The sequence below is a fragment of the Bacillus sp. bc15 genome, from assembly GCF_900142585.1.
Taxonomy (GTDB): domain Bacteria; phylum Bacillota; class Bacilli; order Bacillales; family Bacillaceae_G; genus Bacillus_A; species Bacillus_A cereus.
On sequence record NZ_FRBJ01000007.1, the window covers coordinates 77,455 to 99,225 of the forward strand.

Sequence of the window (21,771 nt, forward strand, 5' to 3'; positions counted from 1 at the left end):
GATATGACAAAGCAGAATAAAGCATATAAATTCCGTTTGTATCCAACAGAAGACCAAGCACATCTTATGCGTAAAACCTTCGGTTGTGTACGTTTCGTGTATAACAGAATGTTAGCTGAACGGAAAGAAGCGTATGAAAAACATAAAGATGATAAGGATCAACTAAAGAAACAAAAGCTTCCCACTCCTGCGAAATACAAAGCAGAATTTGAGTGGTTAAAAGAAGTGGATTCATTAGCTTTGGCAAATGCTCAACTAAACTTGCAAACTGCCTATAAAAATTTCTTTCGTGGTCAAAATGACTTCCCAACATTCAAAAGCAAAAAAGACAGAAAGTCTTATACAACGAATGTAGTGAACGGAAATATTATGTTGCTTAACAGTCATATCAAATTGCCAAAACTGAAAATGGTACGTATCAAACAGCATAGAGAAATACCACAAGGCCATATAATCAAATCATGTACGATTTCTATGACACCTACTGGTAAATACTATGTGTCCATTTTGACTGAATACGAAAAAGAGATCGTACAAAAAGAAGTAGAAACAGTTGTTGGATTAGACTTTGCGATGGATCAATTATACGTCAGTTCTGAGGATGAGAGAGCCAATTATCCTAAGTTCTATCGTGAAATGTTAGACCGATTAGCAAAGGCGCAACGAGTATTATCAAGACGTACAAAAGGTTCAGGGCGTTGGAATAAACAACGTATCCGTGTAGCTAAGCTGCATGAAAAAGTAGCAAACCAACGTAAGAACTTCCTTCATCATAAGTCTAAAGAGTTAGCTACTCATTTTGATGTTGTAGCTATTGAAGATCTAAATATGAAGGGAATATCGCAAGCACTTCATTTTGGAAAAAGCGTCGCTGATAATGCTTGGGGTATGTTCACTTCTTTCTTAGCTTATAAACTAAATGAACAAGGCAAACAGCTTGTGAAAATAGACAAATGGTTTCCTTCCACAAAAACATGTAGCAGTTGTGGAAATGTGAAAAATATGTCATTGTCTGAGCGAGTCTACTCTTGTATATGCGGTGTAAATATCGATAGAGATTATAACGCAGCTATCAATATCAAAAATGAAGCAATACGCCTATTAGCGTTAGCATAGATAGCAATAAAATAACCCTTGGAACAAGGGAGTTAGCTCGGCTGTCTTAGGACGAATTCGTTAGCTACCAAAAGTAACGACTAACCGAGAAGCCCCCACTTCAAACAGTCCGTTAGGATCTTAAGTGGCGGGTAGTTCACTACAACATCATTGGTAGGTGTCACTTAATGGGAAGAAACTTATTACGCTATGGAATTATAAGTATAGCTTTTATTACCATCCCTATTGTATTTATACTTTTGGCGTCAGCTCATTTCATTCCAAAAGAATACAATGAGGAATGGCCAGAAGTAAAAAAGACTGCTGAACTAATAACTATCGGTTACTTCAAAAAAGAAAGAAATCTCGATATTGTAATCGAAACAATTAAACCATCAGAAGAATATAGAACACATGAAATTTATCTGCATGGACATGTCATAAACAATAAACATCAAAAAGTTTCTGTTATTGTTAATTTTAGTGATAACTATTCCATTAGAGATATAACTGAAAATAGTCTTAAAACAAGGAGTATTTAACTTATGTTAGATGCTCTTTTTTGCTTAACACTTTTGTTCAATTAAGTAATTACTTGGATTCTTCAGTGGATCACTCTCCCTTTTTCAAATAAATCGGCACTTCTAAAAAACAACTTCCTACGAACGTTGATTTTTGTCGAAAATATTTTTTAGAAAACTCTAGTTTTAAGAAGGTTTTACAAAATCTTACACAGAATTAGTCGTATACCGTATAAAATTGGTGATTTTTTACGATTCGTTTCATTTTATCTACCACGTTTAGACAAAATAGAAAAAACAAAGCAAAAAGGAGAGGTATAGTTTGAAAGGAAAACTTGGATTAACGATTGTAGGATTATTTGTCTTTATTTTTGGTCTTTTTGGTGTAAACATTGGAGATGGCGGAGTTGTAAAAGCTGCACATGGAGAAACTTTTGCTCCGAAATTAGAGTCGCATGGGGATTCATGGGCTCCTGCTTATGATCACGGAAGACCTCCTATTTCATCATACAACAAAGGAGATACTTGGGCTCCTTCCTTTACAAATACACATGGGGAAGGAATGGCTCCTAAAAAAGAGACTCATGCAGATTTAATCGCTCCTTCGCTAGAATCTCATGGTCATACTGGTGGTGCTCCTGCTTTAAACCGTTTGGGAACACCTGTTCCGATACAAGATACGCATGGACATTATCCAGCTCCAAAACTAGAAGCAGATGGGGACCATGGCGGGGCTCCTTCTAATACAGAACCTGGCGAAGGTATCTAAGTTCCCAAAAGGGGATCAAATTAAATTTCAAATGAATCGTATACCAAAAGAAATCTATTTTACGTAACAAATATGATGTATACGCATGTTTTCTAATGTGATACACTGTACCCGAGAGAAATCTCTACTACATAAGTGGTTTTCAAGTCTAAAAAATACACCTATTAACTAGGTGTATTTTTACAGAGTGTTGGGAAACCCTTTAGGGTTCCCAACACTCTGACAAAAGTACCTTATATAATATATGGTACTTTTGTATTTTATGTTTTAGAATTCCTCGATTTGAACTGTAAAATTGAAATATAATACAGATTACAAACCGTTTTATACGTATCTCAGTTGAACCTCAGAAGCACATCTTGTTTTAACTACTACTATTCTTCTCTAATTACATCTATAACGTTATCCTTTTTAATTTTCCGAAGCGGAATTAGTACCGATACATAACTAATCAAAAGTGCAGTTATAAATGTGATAAAGCTAGATTGATAAGGTATAATCCATTCAAACGACACCGTATTTGACAGTGCTACATAAAGAATATACGACAGCATACAGCCGAAAAAGATTCCTTGTATGCTTCCAAAGAAACCGTACAGAAGTCCTTCATATATAACCATCTTTTTCAAATCCTTCTGCGACATACCAATCGATTTTAAAGCAGCCAATTCTTTTCTTCTCATAATGATGCTGACTGTAATGGTATTTAAAATATTTACACAACCAATTAGTGTAATAACAGCTATAAATCCGTACCCTAATATTTTTATATAAAGTATATTGTCTGTATGGAAATTACTTTGAACAATATTATTTTGTACATCTATAGATGCATCTCCACCCAGTTTCTTTTGTATATCTAAAATTGTAGCATCAGCCCGAGATTGATTCTCTAAATCAATTTCAAAACCTTTTAATTTTTGTGGAGATGGTGTAATATATTCGGCTATTTGTTCACTAGTAATAAAAGTTATGGTATCCATCACTCTGCTCATATTAAAAATGTCCAATTCTACAATAGCAGCTATTTTTAAAGTTTCTAGTTTTTCTTCATTGTAGGAGATTTCCTCTGTAGATTTTCTTTCTTGCTGACTTGTTATTTGGATTTCATCCCCTACCTGAAAAGTGCTTAGAGAACCTATATATTTTTTACTTGTATTCATATCATTTGATGCAGCTTGTTTTACTAAAACAACCTCTTTTTCACGATTTAATTTTGAAATATCAATTCTTCCACTAGTTACATTTCCAGCTAGTTTCTTTAAACTATTCTCATCGTATGCTTTTATTTGTGTTTTCATAATTTCTACAGTTTGATTATTATATTTTACTTTTTGATACAGCGATTCATTTCCTTGTAATTCTTTAATTTGTTTATTTTTTGGTACTTTCGTATAAAAATTATTTGCCTGATATTGCTTGTACAGCTTCTCTACGTTATTAACTTTATAAATATTTTGACTCATACGATCTATGCTAGGCTTGTCTAAATTTGAATTAACGGTAACTGATATATCCGATTTTAGAGCTTGAATTTCCGGTTGTTTACGCTGAATGACAGTATCTATGAGAAACGTAAACGTGATATACAGTACACTACTTATAATAATAGACAAAATTGTAACTGTATATCTATTGGGATTCCTTTGGATATTTTTTAATGCCATACTTAACGGAAAAGATAGTGGTTTCTTTAATTTTGTTCTCTTTTTTTTCTTTATTTTTTCTTTTTTTATAGCTAATCGGCTACTTACGGCCAATAACGGTGAAATTCTACCTGCAAAAAAAGCAGGAAAATAGCTTGAAATATAAACTGTTATCAATGTAATTAAAGAACATACACATATAATTAACCAATCTAATTTAATTGTATATCCCATAGAGTTTTTAAGTATGTTTATCAGTACTTGATTAAGTAAAAAGACTACTAATATGCTGCACAAAATCCCAAAAAAGATAGCAATAATAGAAAGAAATGTTGCTTCTCTTATCACAATTTTCCTGATTTGTTTTTTTGTAGCCCCTATACTCCTCAATAGGCCAAACTGTTTCATTCGCTCTACTATACTAATTTGAAATGCATTATAAATAATAACAATTGTAGAAATCACAACAATCCCAATACTAATAGCGGCTGCCGCCATTATCTCCACACTAGGCTTTAAGGCTTTCTTTAATTGGTCATTCACTCTTATATTTTCTTTATTCGTCAATAATTTAAATTGATTTTCAACTTCATCAAAGTTTGCGTACTTATGCAATTCAATCAATACGCTACCTTCACCAACTTTGAACTTATTTTTATATGTCAATAATTGACCAGTTTTATTTTCCTGAGTACTACTAGACTTATTTAGCAAACCAACAAGTTTATATTTTTTTTCATGAATAGTAAACATACCGCCTAATTTAAGATTGGGACCGAAGTAAGGCAGCATCCATTTTTCCAAAACAGCCTCGTTTTCATTTGAAGGCAGCTTACCTTCTACAGGAATACTAGACTTTAACAGCTTCAATGCTTGATGATCTGCATACATATAAGAAACAGCTATCTCATCAACATGGAGCACCTCTCCTGGAGTTATGATGCCATAAGAAGATATATTCGGATTACTTTTTATCATATTGAAAAGCTTTTGATTATAATTTTCAACTGAAATATTTGCAGAACCCATAGAACCTTTTTTAGCATTTTCAATTCCCGAAGTGTATCCACTATTAAAAAAAAGTCCAATCGTTGTTATTAGCCCCAATGCTAAAATAATACCTGTTAATGTTAGCAGAGTACGTTTTATATTACTTCTGAGATATTTTTGACTTAACTGTTTGTAACTATGAATCAATACTCCTCCCCTCCACATTTTTCTTGATTTTGCACCAATTGTTTATCTGAAATAATTATGCCATCTGTAATGGTTATAATTCGATCAGAGTTTGATGCGATAGCAGGATCATGAGTAATTAAAATCACCGTCTGATTATATTTTTTAGCCGTTACTTTTAATAAATTCAGAACTTCTTTTGTATTTTTTGTATCTAGATTTCCGGTTGGTTCATCCGCTAAGATAATATCGGGTTTATTTATAAGAGATCTACCAATAGATACCCTTTGTTGTTGACCACCCGATAATTCAGAAGGCAAATGATCTCGTCTTTCATTTAACCCTAGAGTTCTTATAATTTCATCCAGGTAATGATCATCTACCTGTTCTTCGTCCAATAGAGCTGGCAAAGCAATATTTTCTTGTACATTCAAGACAGGAATTAAATTAAAAAACTGAAATATAAACCCAACTTTTCTTCGGCGAAAAATAGAGAGTTCATTATCTTTATAACTGTAGATATTTTCATCACCTATAAACACATTTCCCGAACTCGGACGATCCAGCCCTCCTAAAATATGCAATAAGGTACTTTTACCAGAACCTGATGCTCCAACTATGGTTACGAATTCTCCCCTATGAATGGAAAGATTAATTCCTTTTAACGCCTGTACTTGCGTTTCTCCTTCTCCATATGTTTTTACTACATTTTCTAATCTAACAACCTCCATACAACTCATCCTTTTCACAAATTAATTTTGGATCTCTACAAAATAGATTTTATCCTTATCGTACTCACCATTCTCGTCTTTCACTGCATACACTTTTGAAACGTATTCCACCACCTTATTTACCTTATTTTTATTTTTATAATCAAAATTTTCATTTGCAAACTGAATTAACGAAAGGCTTACTTCTTTTTCTTTTAATTGTTTATACGTTTCCTCATTAACAATTACTATCGGTGATGAAAAATAGCCAATCCAATTATTTTGTTCAATATGTTGAACAGGTATCATTTGTCCATTTAAATTTAAATTTCCATCCTCATCTTCCGCTTCTTTTCTATAAAATAAATTTTTTTCACTCGCTAATTCTTTTATTTCTTTTACTGAGGTTGAAGTTATTGAACTATCTTCTTTAGATAAGGGTGTTCTTACAATTCCTTTTTTTAAGAATTTTTCTGCTGTAGATTTTGTAATAACCGCGTATTGTTTCTTTCTAACAGATGACTTATCAAGTTCTTTGTCCATCTCTTCTTCGGTCATATTTTCTCCTTTTTCTTTCCATTCTTTCTTAATATCTTCTTTCTGTTCGGTAGTGAGTTCTTGTTTTATTAATTCTGTGACCAATTTATAACTATAATCTGCTGTTTGTACGTTTTGATCTTTATACAGATTTTTAACAGCAGATATATTTTCTTTCGATCCAGATACCATGATACCGTTTACTGGTTGTGAGGGACCATTTATATAACGATTTACAGCAAACCCTATACCTATAAAAATTGCTGTTACTGCTAGAAATCCTATTATCTTTTTCATTTTCTTCCTCCTCATATACTATGTTTAATCTGGGGTTAGAACAGTAGGTTTTTTCTTTATATAAACAGTGGCTAAAATGCTACAAGTCTTAATAAAGAATGATTACCTTCAGTATAGACGTCTTTAATTGTTAATTGAATAACGCTTGTCTTACTATATATACTTTAATCTTACAGTTTAGTAAGATTACTAAATCTAGCTTTTTATATACTCGTAACTCTGATCAAGATATACTTTAAAATTAAACGGCTTTTATACACTTATTTAAGTACACACATACTTTTCAAATTCTAAAAAATCCGCTACCATTCGGCTCTTATTCTCAATGATCTGTTTTTTAAAATTCATTTACATAATTAATGCGAATTCAAATTTCATTTAAGATTTTTGTATAAGATAACTTAAACAAAACATTACTGATTGTATAAAAACGTACAAATTCAACAAGACACTATTACAAGGTTTTTCAAAATATAAGCAAGTACATGTATGAATTACGTAAATATTCTGCTTTAAGTAATTGTTGTATCTCATTATATACTGAAAAGCTTTAAGCCAATTTAGGTATTATGCTTATACTCAGAAAAGCCTCTAAAAGTCCATTTCCATACTAAACTATTTTAAATTAGCCAATCAACGTGTAAAATAACTGTCATAATCTAAAATACTGCCATAATCAAAGACAAATGAGGAGAGATACTGTGGATAAAGTATTATTCGTTGAAGACGATAACGATCTAGGAATGGCTATTGAGTTTACTCTAAAAGGAGAAGGACTTGAGGTTATAAGGGTTTCTACTGTACAAGATGCAAAAGACCAATACGAAAATAATAAATTTGACTTAGCTATATTGGATGTTGGACTCCCAGATGGAAATGGGTATGATTTATGTACCTATCTTAAAAGAAAAGGTGATATACCTATTATTTTCCTCACAGCACTGGATGAGGAGGCAAATGTAGTAATGGGTCTTGATATTGGTGGAGATGATTATATAACAAAACCCTTCAGGGTAAAAGAGCTATTATCTAGAGTAAAAGTACAATTAAGAAAAAAAATTAAAACAGCTTCTAATACTATATTGAGGTCTGAAAATATACACCTTGAAGTTGAAGCGGCTAGAGCTTTCAAGCATGAGAAAAGTATAAATTTAACACATTTAGAATACAAACTCTTATTAACGTTAATGCTAAATCCTCATAAAGTGTTACAAAGAAATGAGATATTGAAAAAAATAGTAGATGAAAGTGAAGTGTTTTTCGATGAAAACACTCTTTCCGTTTATGTAAAAAGATTAAGAAGTAAAATTGAGGATATTCCCCAAAATCCTAACTATATAATCACACAAAGAGGTGTTGGATATTTTTGGAACAAAGACGTCAGTAAGGAGTAATTTAATGATAAATAGAGAAATAAAAATTAATATACTTACATTAGCATTAATCGCTTTTTTATTTATTATATATCAAGGTATCACAGTTCATATTCTATATGACCATTTAAAGAATGATTATATTACTATTTGGAGTGAAATTACCGGGAAACTAATTGCACAAAACCCAGAAAATGAATATGAAATAATACAAGCACTTACAAATGATACAGCGAATAAAAAAGAGTATTCCAGTGATGGAGAAATGCTATTAAATCAATATGGTCTATCTGCTGAATTAGACTCAAGACTTTTTCCTTATTTAAATAAACATATATCTCAAAACAATATATACATGTTCCTTGGAGCAATAGGGTTCAGCTTAATCCTAATTTTTCTAAATTACTTACAATATAAATCTTTTTTCTTAAAAATTAGAAATGTAACAGCTGCAGCGAATAAAATTATTGAAGGTGATTACACCATTGATATCAAGGAAAATAGAGAAGGAGATCTAGCTAAACTTGCTAATTCTTTTCATAAACTGAAAAATGTTATTAGAAAAAGTATGCATAATTTAACGGAAGAGAAACAATTTTTAATTCAAACTTTACAAGATATTTCTCATCAACTAAAAACACCACTCTCAACACTAACAGTGAACAATGATATCTTATTACAAGGTAAATTAAATGAACAGCAATATCATTTTTTACACAATAATGATGTTCAAATTTCAAGAATCAGCTTTTTAATACATAATTTATTAAAAGTTTCAAAAATAGATGCTAGGGCAATACTATTTGAAAAAGAAAACTCTGATATTATTGATACAATTTATGAGGTCATTGCTAGTTTGAACAGTAAATTAAATAAAAAAAATATGAACATACATTTAAAAACCAATGAAAAAATATCACTTTTCCATGACAGTATTTGGATGCAAGAAGCTTTATTAAATATTTTAAAGAATTCCATTGAACATTCAAATGATAATAGTTCTATTTATATTGAAGTCACAAACTCTCCTATTCATACTGAAATAATAATTCAAGATTTTGGTGAAGGTATTGCATCAGAAGATTTGCCATATATATTCGATAGATTTTACAAAACAAAAAATTCTAATAAAGAAGGCTCCATTGGAATTGGCTTAGCACTAGCGAAATCAATTATCGAAGCTCACGATGGATTTATTAAAGTAGAAAGTCAAAAACACTCATTCACAAAATTCACAATAACTTTTATGAAATATTAATAGTTCATAAAAGTTATTGTGAAACCCTAACCCTTGAGTATAATTTTTAAAAATTAATCATCTGTAAAAAAAAGAAATTCAATTAATTTTTCATAAATGACTGTAAAAAAATAACTTTTTCATTTTAGGGGTAATTAAAAATCTTAGCTTGATGGGCATAGAGTCACAATATCAGAAAAAGAAAACTGTGCGTTTGAACAGAATTCAGACTCAAAATATCCGATTTCTTGTACGCTAAGGGATCGGATATTTATTTTACTGTTTTATATGGTGTACAATTTCTCGCTTACGAGGTCTGTGTAGCAACCAAATCTTACGTTAAGTAATAGTGGGCTTCAAAAATAGTAATGGCTAATCCAGATTAACATCGATTCGATTTACAATTAAATATAACAATATGTTTAATGACTAAATAATACAAACGGTATGATGAGAATTTCTAGTCTTTTCATACCGTTTTAATTTGTCTTTAAGTTTCATATGGAATTCGTAGGAAGATGGCAGTATTCCTTTTATAAATAAGACTCAAAAGTTAACATATCTGATAAAGGAAATACTAATGTAACTCTAGTTCCTTTATTCACTTCAGATTCAATCCCAATTTTCAATCCTAATTTTGAACACAATTTTTCGCATAGATACAAGCCCATTCCTGTACTTTTGCTAAACTTTCTTCCATTCTCTCCAGTAAACCCTTTCTCAAAAACACTATTTATATCTTTAGTTACTATCCCTACTCCATTATCCTCTATAGTTAGTATTACTGAGTTAGTTTTCTTAATTGAGCATATACGTATCATTTGTTCTTTGTTATTTGAGTACTTTATAGAATTTCCTATTATTTGATTAATAATAAATTCAACCCATTTGCCATCACTATATATAATCTCATCAATATCCTGTATATCTAATTTTATTCTCTTATGAATAAAATCCCTATAGTTTCTTTTAATTACATTCCTTACTACATTATCAAGGTTGACTGGCTTGATAATATAGTCTTTATTAACGTTATTGCTTCGAGAATAATACAGAACCTGTTCTACAAACCCATCAATTCGATCCATTTGAGAGTCAATTTTATTCGTTACTTCATTTTGATTATTTTCAATTATAAGCTTTGTAGAAGCTATTGGTGTCTTAATTTCATGCACCCATGTCTCTATATATTCTCTGTAATCCAACTGCATATCTCTATAATACTTTACATTTTCATGCATATCTCTACTTACTTCTTTTAGTATAGCGTTAAGTTTTTCTCCATGTATAAAGTTTGTTTCCTTTACTACCTCTGGAAGCAAGTATTTTTTCTCCAAGTTTTCTAATATGCCATTAATCTCATTATAGTAATTTTTACATCTTATAAATTCTATAGCCATATATGAAATCAATGGAAAAAACCAAATACAAAAGACACAGAATATGATAATGAACGGAACATGCGCAATCAGCAATATACCTGCTAGTATGATATATACCAGTACATTAGATAGTATTACTACTATTTTATCTTTAATAAATTCACCTATATTCATGGCATTATATATCCTAAGCTTCTTCTTGTTGCAATCGGATTTTCTATACCTATCTCTTCAAGCTTTTTTCTTAATCTATTTATATTAACAGTTAAGGTGCTATCATCCACAAAATAATCAGATTTCCATAAAGTTTCTATAAGTGAATCTCTTTTTACAATATTCCCACGATTATTTATTAAGCATGAGAGTATTTTAACTTCATTTTTAGTTAATTCTACAGATTTGTCTTGATAAGTAACTGTTGCATTTGAAAGATTTAAAGTAAAATCCCTATACATTAAGATATGATTCATCTTGAAATCTCCAGATGTTCTTCTTAAAATATTTGTTACTCTTGCTAATAGTATTTCTGTATTATAAGGCTTTGTTATAAAATCATCTGCTCCCAAATTCATACTTATCAGTTCATCTACATCACTATCTCTACTTGTAACCATGAAGATTGGAACATCTAAAGTTTTACGTATTTCTCTGCATATATAATAGCCATCGAACACAGGAAGATTTATGTCTAGTAATATAAGGTCTGCATTCTCACTTTCTATATATTCGATAATATGATTAAAATCTGTGGGAGCCTTTACTTCATATCCATACTTTATAAAAAAATTTTGTAATTCTTCTCTGATGATTTCATCATCTTCAATAAGAATGATTTTTTTCATGATTTTTCCCTTCCTATATAGAATATAAGGCTATTACATCTTGAGAAACAAGGTGTAATAGCCTTAATGAGCATTATAAAATTAAGTATTACTTTTTACAATATTTTTATAACCGACATATGTCGTGTAGAAATATCCTACATACACTACAAGAAATACTAAGCCAGTCATCAATGCTGGTAAAATCATGTCTATTTGTTGAAATGCGTTAATAAAATCATTGACTACATAAATTCCAACTACAGAATGAATTAGGGCAAGAATAACTGGAAGACTAAAGTATACGAAAGTTTGAATGAAAATCGTTTTATCGATCATTGTTCCGTTTGAGCCAATTCTCTTCAAAGATTTATATCGATCTATGCTATCACTGGCTTCTGATAATTGTTGAAGAGCTAATACAGCCATACTCGTTATTAAAAATACAATACCTATATATATCCCAATAAACAGTATGATAGTTTTCAATCCTTTACTTTCTGCTCGAACTTCATCCTTAGATATGCCTGATATATGAATAATATTTAATTTCGGGCCATTTTCGTTATAAAAGCCCCGTGCAACGTTATCATATTTTTTATTATATTCTTCTCTATTTCCATCTAAATAATTTACATTAAGTACGGATTCAGTAATTTTATAGCCTGATACAAACTCATCATTTATAACGATTGTGAAGAAATAAGGTTGCGTATCAGAAGTGTAAAGACTCTCTTGTATAATTTTATTATATTTTACAAGATATTCTTTTTCTTTAATATTCACCTTATTGCTATTTTTTAATCTTTCATTTATCGAATTAAGCAACCGCTTATCATTTGATAAAAGTAAAACTTCATTGTTATTTAAAGTGATTTCCTTTTCACCTTTAAGATTTAAAATTTTATTATAATCAGATACTTTAATGAAATCCATACCACTTTTTTTATAATCTTTACGTACTTCTGGTACTAAGTCCACCACTTCCATCCCTGTTGGATATACATTATAAGATACATATTTTTCGTTATTACTTATTTTAAAATTAGCTTTATTTAATACGTCTTCTATAGTGTAACTTTCATCCTTATTCTCCAATTTAATACTGGCATCAAATGGTGTTGTTTCTTTCGTTCTTTCGTCCATTATTCTGTTAAAGCTGATTCCTGTAGATAAAACCACCATTGTAAGGCATAACATTAAACATATTACAGACATGGATATAAAATTTGTATTAACCTTACTATTTATTTGTTTGATGATAAATATATTTAACCCTTTAAAATAGACTTTTTTATTCTTCTTTACAACATATAATATAAATCCAGATAAACTAAAGAAAAACAGCAATGTACCTAATATGCCAAGAATAATTGATACCATGAGCATAGGATTATTATAATTCAATCCGATTTTTAGTACAGTCACATATGCATATCCAAGTGATGCTACACACATAATAAATATGATTACATAGATAAGAGGATTTCTAAATTTTACATCTTCGTTTTTTTTACCTGCTGTTAACAAATCAATTATTTTGTATTTAGAAACAACATATACATTAAATAACATAACAAGCAAAAACATGATCCCAAAGTATAATACGCTTTTACCTATAGCACCTGTTGAAATTGCAAATTTATATTTATTGATGGGCAAGTCAAATAACTTTAATGCAAATGTAGATAATCCCTGTGATACTCCAATACCTATTATAAGCCCACTCACTAAAGATATAATACCAACTAGAAATGTCTCTGTTACTAATATTCTGGATATATTTCTTCTTCCCATACCTAAAGTCATATATATTCCTAATTCTTTTTTACGTTTTTTAATTAAGAAATTATTTGCATACAATATTAAACCACCTAATATTACGGATACAAATACTGACACATCTGAGATAGCGTTCATTACTGTAGGCACATACTTTCTATCTGCAGCGTTAATTTCCACAAATGCCTTTTGTGATTCTATGGAGTTAAAGCTATAAAATATACAAACAGCCAGTGTTAGTGTTAAGAAATATATGGCATAATCTTTAAAACTTTTCTTTACATTCCCAATAGCAATCTTAGAGTACATTATTATCATCACCTCCAAGAAGGGTTATAACTTCGATAATTTTAGTAAAGAATTCTTTTCTGGAATCATTCCCTCTGACCAACTCGGTAAATATTTTTCCATCTTTAATAAAAAGAATTCTACGGGCATAGCTTGCTGTAAATGCATCATGAGTAACCATAAGTATTGTAGCTTTTAAATCCTTATTTAGACTTTCAAATCTTTCAAGTAATAATCTAGCTGATTTAGAATCTAACGATCCTGTTGGTTCATCTGCAAGTACTAAAGATGGATCTGTTACAATAGCTCTTGCCGAACCAACCCTTTGTTTTTGTCCGCCTGACATTTGATAAGGGTATTTGCTTAATACTTGTTCAATGTCTAAATATTTTGCCACTGCTTGTATTTTCCCATCAATTTCTGAACTTTCCTCACCTTTTATAGTTAACGCTAGGGCAATATTTTCATAAGCGGTAAGAGTATCTAATAAATTAAAGTCCTGAAATATAAACCCTAATTCATTTTGTCTAAACTTATCTAGTGATTTTGATTTTAACCGCGTAATGTCACTATTATTTATCATTATTTTTCCCGTCGTAACATGATCAATCGTTGATATACAGTTAAGTAATGTAGTTTTGCCACTTCCTGAAGGCCCCATTATCCCAACAAATTCTCCCTCATCTACCTTAAAACTAATATTATCTATAGCCTTTGTTACGTTATCTTTATTACCATAATATTTTTCAATTTTTTCTACACTTAATATATTTCGCATTAATACTTCTCCTTTTTCATTATAAAAATTCTTTAACTCCCCTTCATTTTATATAATTTCATTACTAGTATCGGTGGAATTACATTTCATTAACATTACATTTTTGTTATATTGAGTGATATCTCTACATGTAAGTTATCAGAAATCGCAGTGGTATACGTAAGGTTTATTCGATGCCTTACCAAATGGACGGATAAGTTTTGGTGCAAAAATGATAAGACTTAAGTAATTAGTGGAAATAAACAAACTAGTTACGGCGTAACAACATCTCAATTTAAAAGATATGGATTTATATTCATTTCACAAAAAGATTTTGAAAACAGAAAAGGATTTGACCTTTAAGGCCAAATCCTTTTTATTATTTCGCAGCAAGTTTTTCTTTCACTTTTGTAGGAAGCTCATCCTGCTTCACTTCTTCCAAATTGGATTTATTTTTAAATACGGTACATGAAATTACCAATAATAAAAAATCCTTCAAATAGGAGCATATTACATTTTCTCATTCTGTGAGATAAATCTAATGATACAATAAAGTACAAGTCTCTATTGTAAAGAACTAGAAAACTCAATGTTCTGGTGCTGTAGTCGTACATAATTCCATTACAGTGAAGTTACAAAATAATACATGAAAGCTCTGTTCACGATCTAATCGTCCAAAAATCATCAACGATAAACGCCTCCATTTTTCTCATATAACATCAAATAATATAATCAACAAATCTGTTAAAAAAAGAGAGGCGCATGCCCCACTTAAAATTGAAATCCAACCTTTTTACTATCACCTTTAGCTTTTTTCCTTACTTTAAATAGACTTAAGAAGCTTTTTATACCCGAGCTGAATACTATCTATATTGTATGACTTCATAATTTCATAATACCTTGTTTCGTTTGTTGTAGAATTGAAAAATGAATCTCTTTCATCTCTAGTAAGCTGATATTTTCCCTTTTCAGTAAACTCAGCTCGTATTTTATACTTTCCTTCTTCTACCTCAAAATAGTAATGAGCTTGCCCATTTTGTAATCTAGACACTATTTTTTCTTCAACTATTTCTTCATTTTCATTAATTAAATATAACTTTATTTCACCTATTTCAGGTGCGATTGTTTGTTCCTCAGGATCAATCCAACCATCCTCATTTTCATCAAACCAGATATAACCAGAAATAGTCCCTTTCTCTGGATCCCAAACCTTATCCATCTCTTCTGCGAATGCTAAATTTTTTGGTAAAAATAATGTAAAAATGAATAATAAAACTGACATACATGTTATAGATTTAATTGTTTTCATCAATATCATCACCCAATTCTATAATATTTAACAAGAATATATAAATATTAATACGATATACAATGTATTACAATACTGGTTTTATCACCTAATCTTTATTATAATTGTAATAACATAAGCTATTAATTAATAAGATAAATATCTAATTTAATGAATTACTAGATAAAAATTAATTCTCGTATGGTAATCCAAACTTTTTCCACTCGAGAAATCCGCCTTTTAAATTAACTACTTCCTTTATACCAGCTTTTTGTAAGATGCTAGCTGCTATAGCGGAACGCAAACCAGTTCGACATTGTAAAACTATTGGACAATCTTTCGGTACAGAATCTATCTTCTCAAATAGATTGCCTAACATAATATGTATTGCATCATGAAGGTGTCCTTCCTCCCACTCTTTTTTACTACGTACATCGATAACCTTAACACTTCTATCTTTTATATACCGATATAATTCAATTGATGTTTTTTCCTTGTAGCCTTCTAATATATCAAATTTTTTTATTACTTTTAAAGGTGCAAAAACAACAATATTATCTAGCCCAATAGATTCAAAGTCCCTAATGACTTCCTCAACCTTAACCTTTTCCTCATCTAGAATTATTAAAGTCTCTGTTTTATAATCTAGTAACCATCCACACCAAGTTGTGAAAGAATTGTTATACGGTATGTTAATTGATTTCTCAATGTGACCAGAAGCAAAACTCTCTACATCCCTTATATCAACTATTTGCTGGACACTTCTCATAACTTCTTGAAGTTCTTCTACTGTATTAATAGCAGTAATCTTTCTCTTCTTACGGATTGGAGGACCATACTTATTTAAATTCTTCATTAATGAAAAATACTTTGGAGGCTCTGGCTGTCCCGTCAATAAAGTTGATATAAAATCAATTTCTTCATTACATTGAAATGCCCAATTAAACATTTTTTCATAACCTAATGTAGAAGTTGGAATTGCTCCTAATGCTTTTCCACATGCGCTTCCCGCACCATGCGATGGCCATATTTGCAAATAATCAGGGAGTATTTTTACTTTTTGTATAGAATCAAATAATTGTTTCGCTCCTATTTGTGCTGTATCTTTCATACCAACAGCTGTTTCTAATAAATCAGGTCTTCCTATATCTCCTACAAATATAAAGTCACCTGTGAAAATCCCTATCGGTTTATCATTCGTAAAATTATTTTGACTTGTATCAGTTACTAAAAAAGAGATACTTTCAGGCGTATGCCCTGGGGTGTGAATTACATTAAATTTTATATGACCTACTTTAAACTCTGTGCCCTCTCTAACCAATTTGTATCGACCTTCGTTAAGATATTGATATTTCCAATCACAATCTCCTTCATCAGATACATATAAATTTGCATGGTAAAGATTAGAAAGTTCTCTAGACCCAGAAAGAAAATCAGCATGAATATGAGTCTCAGCCGCAGCAATTACTTCCATCCCCTCTTTCTTAGCAAATTCTATATATTGTTCTATATAGCGACTGGGATCAACAACGATTGCTACGCCTTCTTTCTGACAACCGACTAAATAGGAAGCATGTGCTAATTTTTCATCATAAAAATATTTTAAAAGCATAGCTATTCCCTCCAATTAGTTATTTCAAATTGATTTTCAATTTTTGTAACCACTTTTTATCTTCTCCTATAGAATCCCTTTCAACATTAAATTCCAATACATATATGGCAACATATATCTTTTAAGTAAAAACATACTATACCGTTCTTTCGCTTGATTAAATGGAAACGTTTCTTGTGGCTCATGTTCATAGTTAAATTCAGCGAGTATAAGACTTTTATATCCTGTAACAATCGGACATGATGTATATCCATCATATTTAGCCTGCAAGTCTCTTCCGTTAAGTACGTCCATAATATTTTGTTTTAAGACAGGTATTTGCTTTCGAATTGCTGCTCCAGTTTTAGAGGTAGGTAAATTGGTACAATCTCCAAGTCCGAAAATATTCTTATACTGTACATGCTGCAAAGTATAAGGACTTATATCTACCCAGCCCTGATGATCACTTATCTCACTTTCTTTGATAAAGTTAGGTGGTCCCATTGGTGGAACAACATGTATCATACTATATGGTACTGTTTCTCTTTTCATTGTTTGCATATCTTCAAAAATTGCTTCTCTTTTTTCAGCGATAATCTCTACTAAGTTTTTATTATAGTTCGTTATAATTTGCTTTCTTTCTAGTACTTGTTCTAAAGTATTTGCATATCGCGGAACCTGAAAGATGTTACTGTTTGCAGAATAAAACATTACTTCACTTCTGTTTCTTACACCACTATTACAAAAATACTCCTCTGCTAAATACATAATTTTTTGTGGAGCACCACCGCATTTAATAGGAGTATTAGGGTGGGTAAAAAGCGCATTTCCTCCTTTAAATTTTTCGATTTCTCTCCAAGTAGAATCAACATATGTATAAGAATAATTGCTACATACCCCATTAGTCCCAATAGATTCTTTTAAGCCTTTAATACCTTCCCAATTTATTTGTATACCAGCTGCTACAATAAGAATTTCATACTCAAGCAGCAGTCCGTCATCTAACAGTATCTTATTTTCATCCGGAAATAACTTAACAACACTTTTAGGGATCCACGTTGCCCCTTTTGGAATAAGCGATTCTTGATCACGCATTGTACTTTCCTTTGAAACAATTCCTCCCCCCACTAAACTCCATAGTGGCTGAAAATAATGTTTTTTTGACGGATCAATAATCGCTATACTTTCTTTCAATAGGGGGATATTTCTTAATAAATGTGCAGTAGAAGATATTCCTGCAGTCCCAGCACCAATTACAATAATTTTATAAGTATCTCTGGTCTTCATTATCCTCTTCCTATCTAAAATTGATTTTTAAATTAACTAATTAGTAGCCATTTTTTCATCGTAGTAACATTATTATAAGTTAAAAACATCATAGATTTATCTGATTTAAATGAAAATTTTGTTAATTTAACCATCAACATTACTATATGCGTAAATCCCCTATGTTACTTCCATATTTTAGTTTTAATATTAAAACTATATATTTTTATATAAAATAAAAAATATATTAAAATACTTTTCATGAATCCGGATAAGTAATGTTTAAAAAACAACATCTAACATCTTAGATGTTACAATAAGCAAATTCACATACTTCACAAATATGAAAAGTATTAAATATCACTTAAGTTTCGTTACTTTTTTTCTGTATATATTGATAAAAAATTGTGAAATTTTATCGCATTATGCAAGACATTTAATATCAAATATATTACTTTTACTATGAACTAAATGTGTTTATAGGAAGTGTATAGATAAATAAAGTGCTAAATTGACTCTTATGCAGTAATGACTGTTTAATTTATCTAAAAATTGAAAAAATATGTGTAGATATATATCATTTAAAATACATATATAATTAATTTTAATTTTCCGACACGTTTTTCACATAGTTCTTAAACCAGTTTTTTGCGTGCATTATGAAAAAAATTGTACCGTGTCAATCTTAAAAAATTATATATCATAACTTTAAGAGAGGAAGGAAAACTATGAAGATGAAACGAAAAATCATGATGACAACGGCACTTGCAGCTACGTTAGCTACAGGTGCACTACCTACTACCTCGGTGTTTGCTGCAGAAAAGGAGGCTCCTATTCAACTAAAAGAGGCACAATTAAGTATTCAACCTTTTGCACAAAACAATTTGGAAACAGCCGTTCAAGCTGCCTTAAATGGTCCAGAAGTCAAAAAAATCAAAGTATTTGAACATGAATTTAATGTAAAGGAAATAGAAGTAGTAAATCTAGGTGCAGGAAAAAAATATGTTAAGGGGCAAATCTCTCATCATTTAAGTTTTCGTCCAGATGATCAATTTTATTATGAGTTTACAGTACAAGATGGAAAGGTACTAGATAAACCTGTATTTAATATTGACAGAGGTGGTTGGACACCATTTGCTGCTCCACTTTTATCAATTCTTGCTGCGTATAATGGAATTCCAGTTAATCCAAATGATTTAAATGCACTTGGTCAGCAGATTGGTAAAGTTATAGATGGAAGCTGGGAACATGCAGCCCAATCAATTGCAACTGTAGTTAGTCTAAGTTTTAATGAGTAGAATTTTTCAATTTTTATTAGCAGTGTAGAGATCCGCTTTTTGTAATCAGCCTTGTTATAAGAGATTCTAAAACAGCTATTAATAAATTTTTACCACTCAATCACATTATCTTGATTTGTTTACCACCTTATCATTCATTATATGTCACAAAATAGAAGTCTTTTTTAGGACTTCTGTTTTGTTTGTATTCAATACGATAAACAGTTGTTTTTTGGAGGCTATACTTCGAGTTTTCAAGAATCCGTTTGGCTATTAGGGACAATTTATAATAAAAAATTATTAAAGTCTCAAATAACTTACTCCTCCTATTGTTAATTATTTTTAAATACAAAAATTTATTATCTTAAGAATGAAAAACAATAAATATAGTAAAAAATCATCTAACAATTGTTTAAAGGTCAGGAGAGAAAAAATGAACAAAATAAAAATGAGAAATTTCTTTAAAATTAGCATCCTTACTTGTATTACACTAGCAAGTTTAAGTACACCATCTACTATTTTAGCTGATAGTCATCCAGGTTACTCCTATGAATCCAATATAGGGTATCAAAATCCATCGTGGATGTCGAAAATAGAAGGTTCAACAAAAATAAGTGAAATATCTATTCCAGGGACTCACGGTACGATGGCTTTACATGGAGCGAGTTTTCTTGATGAAAATTTGACAAGAAATCAAACTATGAGTTTATCCCAACAATTAAATTCTGGAATTCGATATGTAGATATGCGTGTTAAACGTGTAAAAGATTCTTTTGCAATGTATCATGGCGTTGTAAATCAAAAAGCTGTGTTTGAAGATGTATTAAAAGAGACCATTCAATTTTTAAAAGATCATCCAACAGAAACAATATTAATGCGCTTAAAAGAAGAAACTAATCCTGAAAGTGGATCTCTATCATTTGAGGAGATATTTTTAAAATATAAAAACGTTAATGCTTCATATTTTTGGGATCCTAATTCCGTACCAACTTCAGATAGAAATAACCCTACTTTAGGAGATACCCGCGGAAAAATTGTAATCTTACAAAACTTTACATCCGCTCAATTGTACGGGATTGATTACGAAGGTTTAAATATACAAGATAAATTTGAAATTGGAAGCGGACCAGACGAAATATATACAAAATGGATTGCGATAAAAAACCATCTACAAAATACAAATATTAATTTTAATAATGGAAAAATTCATCTCAACCATTTTAGTGGTACGGGGGGCGCAGCCGCATTTTTAAATAATGTATATCCTTGGTTTGTTGCAAGCGGAAAAGAGAGCAGAAATACTGACAGTAGTCCTAAATTGATTCAAACGAATTCCACTAATGCGTGGAGTGATTTCCCTCGCGATAGAAACGGACAAGTATACTATGGGGGGATGAATACACTTGGGACCGAACTCTTACAACAAGGCGCAATTAAACATTCTGGTATCATCGCAGCTGATTTTCCCGGTCCAGGTTTAATTGATAGTATCATTAAATTAAATGGTATACATTCAAATGAAAAGGAAATATTAATTTCACAAATATCATCTGAATCTAGTCCTTTATCAGGGCAACAAAATCGATCCAGCCAAAACTTTAAAATTGATAGTTTACCTGTAGGTACCAAAGAATTAAAATGGGTTATTGTGCCTTCAGAAAAAGATTATCCTTCTACTATTTCTTTCAATGTAATGATTGATGTTTCCCTAGGAATAGATTCCACTCGTTGGAAAAATATTTCACATGAATCTAGGACTGAAGCTTACACAAATACTAAATATTATATTGCAAGTCCAATTGGTGCCACTAGCAAATTCACAGTGAAAATATACGCTATTACAAATTAGAAAAAAAGAATCCCAATGGAATTCCATTGGGATTCTTTTTTAATTTCATTTCGTAAACATTAGGATGGCGTTTAAATTTTATCCCGCATTAACGGGCGCCCGTAAAAGC

The 21,771-nt window shown here is 30.7% G+C and carries 17 protein-coding genes; 7 read left to right on the forward strand and 10 right to left on the reverse strand.

The window, feature by feature from the left end; translation table 11 throughout:
* Nucleotides 1-3: 3 nt before the first annotated feature.
* The 3 genes from BUA87_RS21075 (at nt 4) to BUA87_RS21085 (ending at nt 2,385) form a co-directional block, all read left to right on the forward strand.
* Nucleotides 4-1,116 (forward strand): RNA-guided endonuclease TnpB family protein, encoded by a 1,113-nt coding sequence (locus tag BUA87_RS21075; protein WP_072940691.1) that lies wholly within the window; start codon nt 4-6, stop codon nt 1,114-1,116.
* 167 nt (nt 1,117-1,283) lie between these two features.
* Nucleotides 1,284-1,637, forward strand: a complete 354-nt coding sequence (locus BUA87_RS21080; protein ID WP_000533251.1) for a hypothetical protein — start codon at nt 1,284-1,286, stop codon at nt 1,635-1,637.
* Between the two features lie 301 nt (nt 1,638-1,938).
* On the forward strand, nt 1,939-2,385 hold the full coding sequence (locus BUA87_RS21085) for a hypothetical protein (protein ID WP_072940694.1): 447 nt from the start codon (nt 1,939-1,941) through the stop codon (nt 2,383-2,385).
* Nucleotides 2,386-2,759: 374 nt separating this feature from the next.
* Here the strand turns inward: BUA87_RS21085 and BUA87_RS21090 are convergent, their stop codons facing one another.
* Genes BUA87_RS21090 through BUA87_RS21100 form a run of 3 tightly spaced genes read right to left on the reverse strand, consistent with a single transcriptional unit; the run spans nt 2,760 to nt 6,751 of the window.
* Nucleotides 2,760-5,228, reverse strand: coding sequence for an ABC transporter permease (locus tag BUA87_RS21090; protein ID WP_072940697.1), 2,469 nt, complete (start codon nt 5,226-5,228; stop codon nt 2,760-2,762).
* Nucleotides 5,225-5,938 carry an ABC transporter ATP-binding protein gene (locus BUA87_RS21095; RefSeq protein ID WP_000454409.1) on the reverse strand — a complete coding sequence of 238 codons (714 nt, stop codon included), beginning with the start codon at nt 5,936-5,938 and terminating at the stop codon, nt 5,225-5,227. The genes BUA87_RS21090 and BUA87_RS21095 overlap by 4 nt, the downstream gene beginning before the upstream one ends.
* 21 nt (nt 5,939-5,959) lie before the next feature.
* Nucleotides 5,960-6,751, reverse strand: coding sequence for a lipoprotein BA_5634 family protein (locus tag BUA87_RS21100; RefSeq protein WP_072940701.1), 792 nt, complete (start codon nt 6,749-6,751; stop codon nt 5,960-5,962).
* Between the two features lie 701 nt (nt 6,752-7,452).
* On the opposite strand from BUA87_RS21100, the gene BUA87_RS21105 reads away from it, so the two are divergent.
* Together BUA87_RS21105 and BUA87_RS21110 are read left to right on the forward strand one after the other, a co-directional pair.
* The gene (locus BUA87_RS21105) at nt 7,453-8,145 is read left to right on the forward strand and encodes a response regulator transcription factor (protein ID WP_065230006.1); all 693 of its coding nucleotides are present in this window, start codon (nt 7,453-7,455) and stop codon (nt 8,143-8,145) included.
* Nucleotides 8,146-8,149: 4 nt separating this feature from the next.
* Nucleotides 8,150-9,382 carry a sensor histidine kinase gene (locus BUA87_RS21110; RefSeq protein ID WP_000610351.1) on the forward strand — a complete coding sequence of 411 codons (1,233 nt, stop codon included), beginning with the start codon at nt 8,150-8,152 and terminating at the stop codon, nt 9,380-9,382.
* Nucleotides 9,383-9,894: 512 nt separating this feature from the next.
* Here BUA87_RS21110 and BUA87_RS21115 read toward each other — a convergent pair.
* The 7 genes from BUA87_RS21115 to BUA87_RS21145 all read right to left on the reverse strand — a co-directional run bounded on the left by BUA87_RS21115 (nt 9,895) and on the right by BUA87_RS21145 (nt 18,557).
* Nucleotides 9,895-10,917, reverse strand: a complete 1,023-nt coding sequence (locus tag BUA87_RS21115) for a sensor histidine kinase (protein WP_001020441.1) — start codon at nt 10,915-10,917, stop codon at nt 9,895-9,897.
* Complete coding sequence (locus tag BUA87_RS21120) at nt 10,914-11,585, reverse strand: response regulator transcription factor (protein WP_000720528.1); 672 nt, start codon at nt 11,583-11,585, stop codon at nt 10,914-10,916. The genes BUA87_RS21115 and BUA87_RS21120 overlap by 4 nt, the downstream gene beginning before the upstream one ends.
* Before the next feature lie 81 nt (nt 11,586-11,666).
* Nucleotides 11,667-13,655 carry an FtsX-like permease family protein gene (locus BUA87_RS21125; RefSeq protein ID WP_000286983.1) on the reverse strand — a complete coding sequence of 663 codons (1,989 nt, stop codon included), beginning with the start codon at nt 13,653-13,655 and terminating at the stop codon, nt 11,667-11,669.
* Entirely contained in the window at nt 13,645-14,412 is a 768-nt protein-coding gene (locus BUA87_RS21130; protein WP_001244396.1) for an ABC transporter ATP-binding protein, read from the reverse strand. Before BUA87_RS21130 ends, BUA87_RS21125 begins: the two co-directional genes overlap by 11 nt.
* 802 nt (nt 14,413-15,214) lie before the next feature.
* On the reverse strand, nt 15,215-15,700 hold the full coding sequence (locus BUA87_RS21135; RefSeq protein ID WP_000849081.1) for an SdrD B-like domain-containing protein: 486 nt from the start codon (nt 15,698-15,700) through the stop codon (nt 15,215-15,217).
* A gap of 169 nt (nt 15,701-15,869) precedes the next feature.
* The gene (locus tag BUA87_RS21140) at nt 15,870-17,291 is read right to left on the reverse strand and encodes an MBL fold metallo-hydrolase (protein ID WP_072940704.1); all 1,422 of its coding nucleotides are present in this window, start codon (nt 17,289-17,291) and stop codon (nt 15,870-15,872) included.
* A 66-nt stretch (nt 17,292-17,357) separates the two neighbouring features.
* Complete coding sequence (locus BUA87_RS21145) at nt 17,358-18,557, reverse strand: FAD/NAD(P)-binding oxidoreductase (RefSeq protein ID WP_000857342.1); 1,200 nt, start codon at nt 18,555-18,557, stop codon at nt 17,358-17,360.
* 707 nt (nt 18,558-19,264) lie between these two features.
* Between BUA87_RS21145 and BUA87_RS21150 the strand changes: the two genes are divergently transcribed.
* Both BUA87_RS21150 and BUA87_RS21160 read left to right on the forward strand, forming a co-directional pair.
* On the forward strand, nt 19,265-19,834 hold the full coding sequence (locus BUA87_RS21150; protein ID WP_000782798.1) for a hypothetical protein: 570 nt from the start codon (nt 19,265-19,267) through the stop codon (nt 19,832-19,834).
* Nucleotides 19,835-20,246: 412 nt separating this feature from the next.
* A complete protein-coding gene (locus BUA87_RS21160; protein ID WP_072940712.1) occupies nt 20,247-21,662 on the forward strand; it encodes a phosphatidylinositol-specific phospholipase C in 1,416 nt (471 codons plus the stop codon).
* Nucleotides 21,663-21,771: the final 109 nt, after the last annotated feature.

Coding starts and splice junctions, on each gene's coding strand:
- BUA87_RS21075 (WP_072940691.1), top strand. CDS start 4: ATGACAAAGCAGAATAAAGCATATAAATTCCGTTTGTATCCAACAGAA.
- BUA87_RS21080 (WP_000533251.1), top strand. CDS start 1,284: ATGGGAAGAAACTTATTACGCTATGGAATTATAAGTATAGCTTTTATT.
- BUA87_RS21095 (WP_000454409.1), bottom strand. CDS start 5,938: ATGGAGGTTGTTAGATTAGAAAATGTAGTAAAAACATATGGAGAAGGA.
- BUA87_RS21100 (WP_072940701.1), bottom strand. CDS start 6,751: ATGAAAAAGATAATAGGATTTCTAGCAGTAACAGCAATTTTTATAGGT.
- BUA87_RS21110 (WP_000610351.1), top strand. CDS start 8,150: ATGATAAATAGAGAAATAAAAATTAATATACTTACATTAGCATTAATC.
- BUA87_RS21115 (WP_001020441.1), bottom strand. CDS start 10,917: ATGAATATAGGTGAATTTATTAAAGATAAAATAGTAGTAATACTATCT.
- BUA87_RS21120 (WP_000720528.1), bottom strand. CDS start 11,585: ATGAAAAAAATCATTCTTATTGAAGATGATGAAATCATCAGAGAAGAA.
- BUA87_RS21125 (WP_000286983.1), bottom strand. CDS start 13,655: ATGTACTCTAAGATTGCTATTGGGAATGTAAAGAAAAGTTTTAAAGAT.
- BUA87_RS21130 (WP_001244396.1), bottom strand. CDS start 14,412: ATGCGAAATATATTAAGTGTAGAAAAAATTGAAAAATATTATGGTAAT.
- BUA87_RS21135 (WP_000849081.1), bottom strand. CDS start 15,700: ATGAAAACAATTAAATCTATAACATGTATGTCAGTTTTATTATTCATT.
- BUA87_RS21140 (WP_072940704.1), bottom strand. CDS start 17,291: ATGCTTTTAAAATATTTTTATGATGAAAAATTAGCACATGCTTCCTAT.
- BUA87_RS21145 (WP_000857342.1), bottom strand. CDS start 18,557: ATGAAGACCAGAGATACTTATAAAATTATTGTAATTGGTGCTGGGACT.
- BUA87_RS21150 (WP_000782798.1), top strand. CDS start 19,265: ATGAAGATGAAACGAAAAATCATGATGACAACGGCACTTGCAGCTACG.
- BUA87_RS21160 (WP_072940712.1), top strand. CDS start 20,247: ATGAACAAAATAAAAATGAGAAATTTCTTTAAAATTAGCATCCTTACT.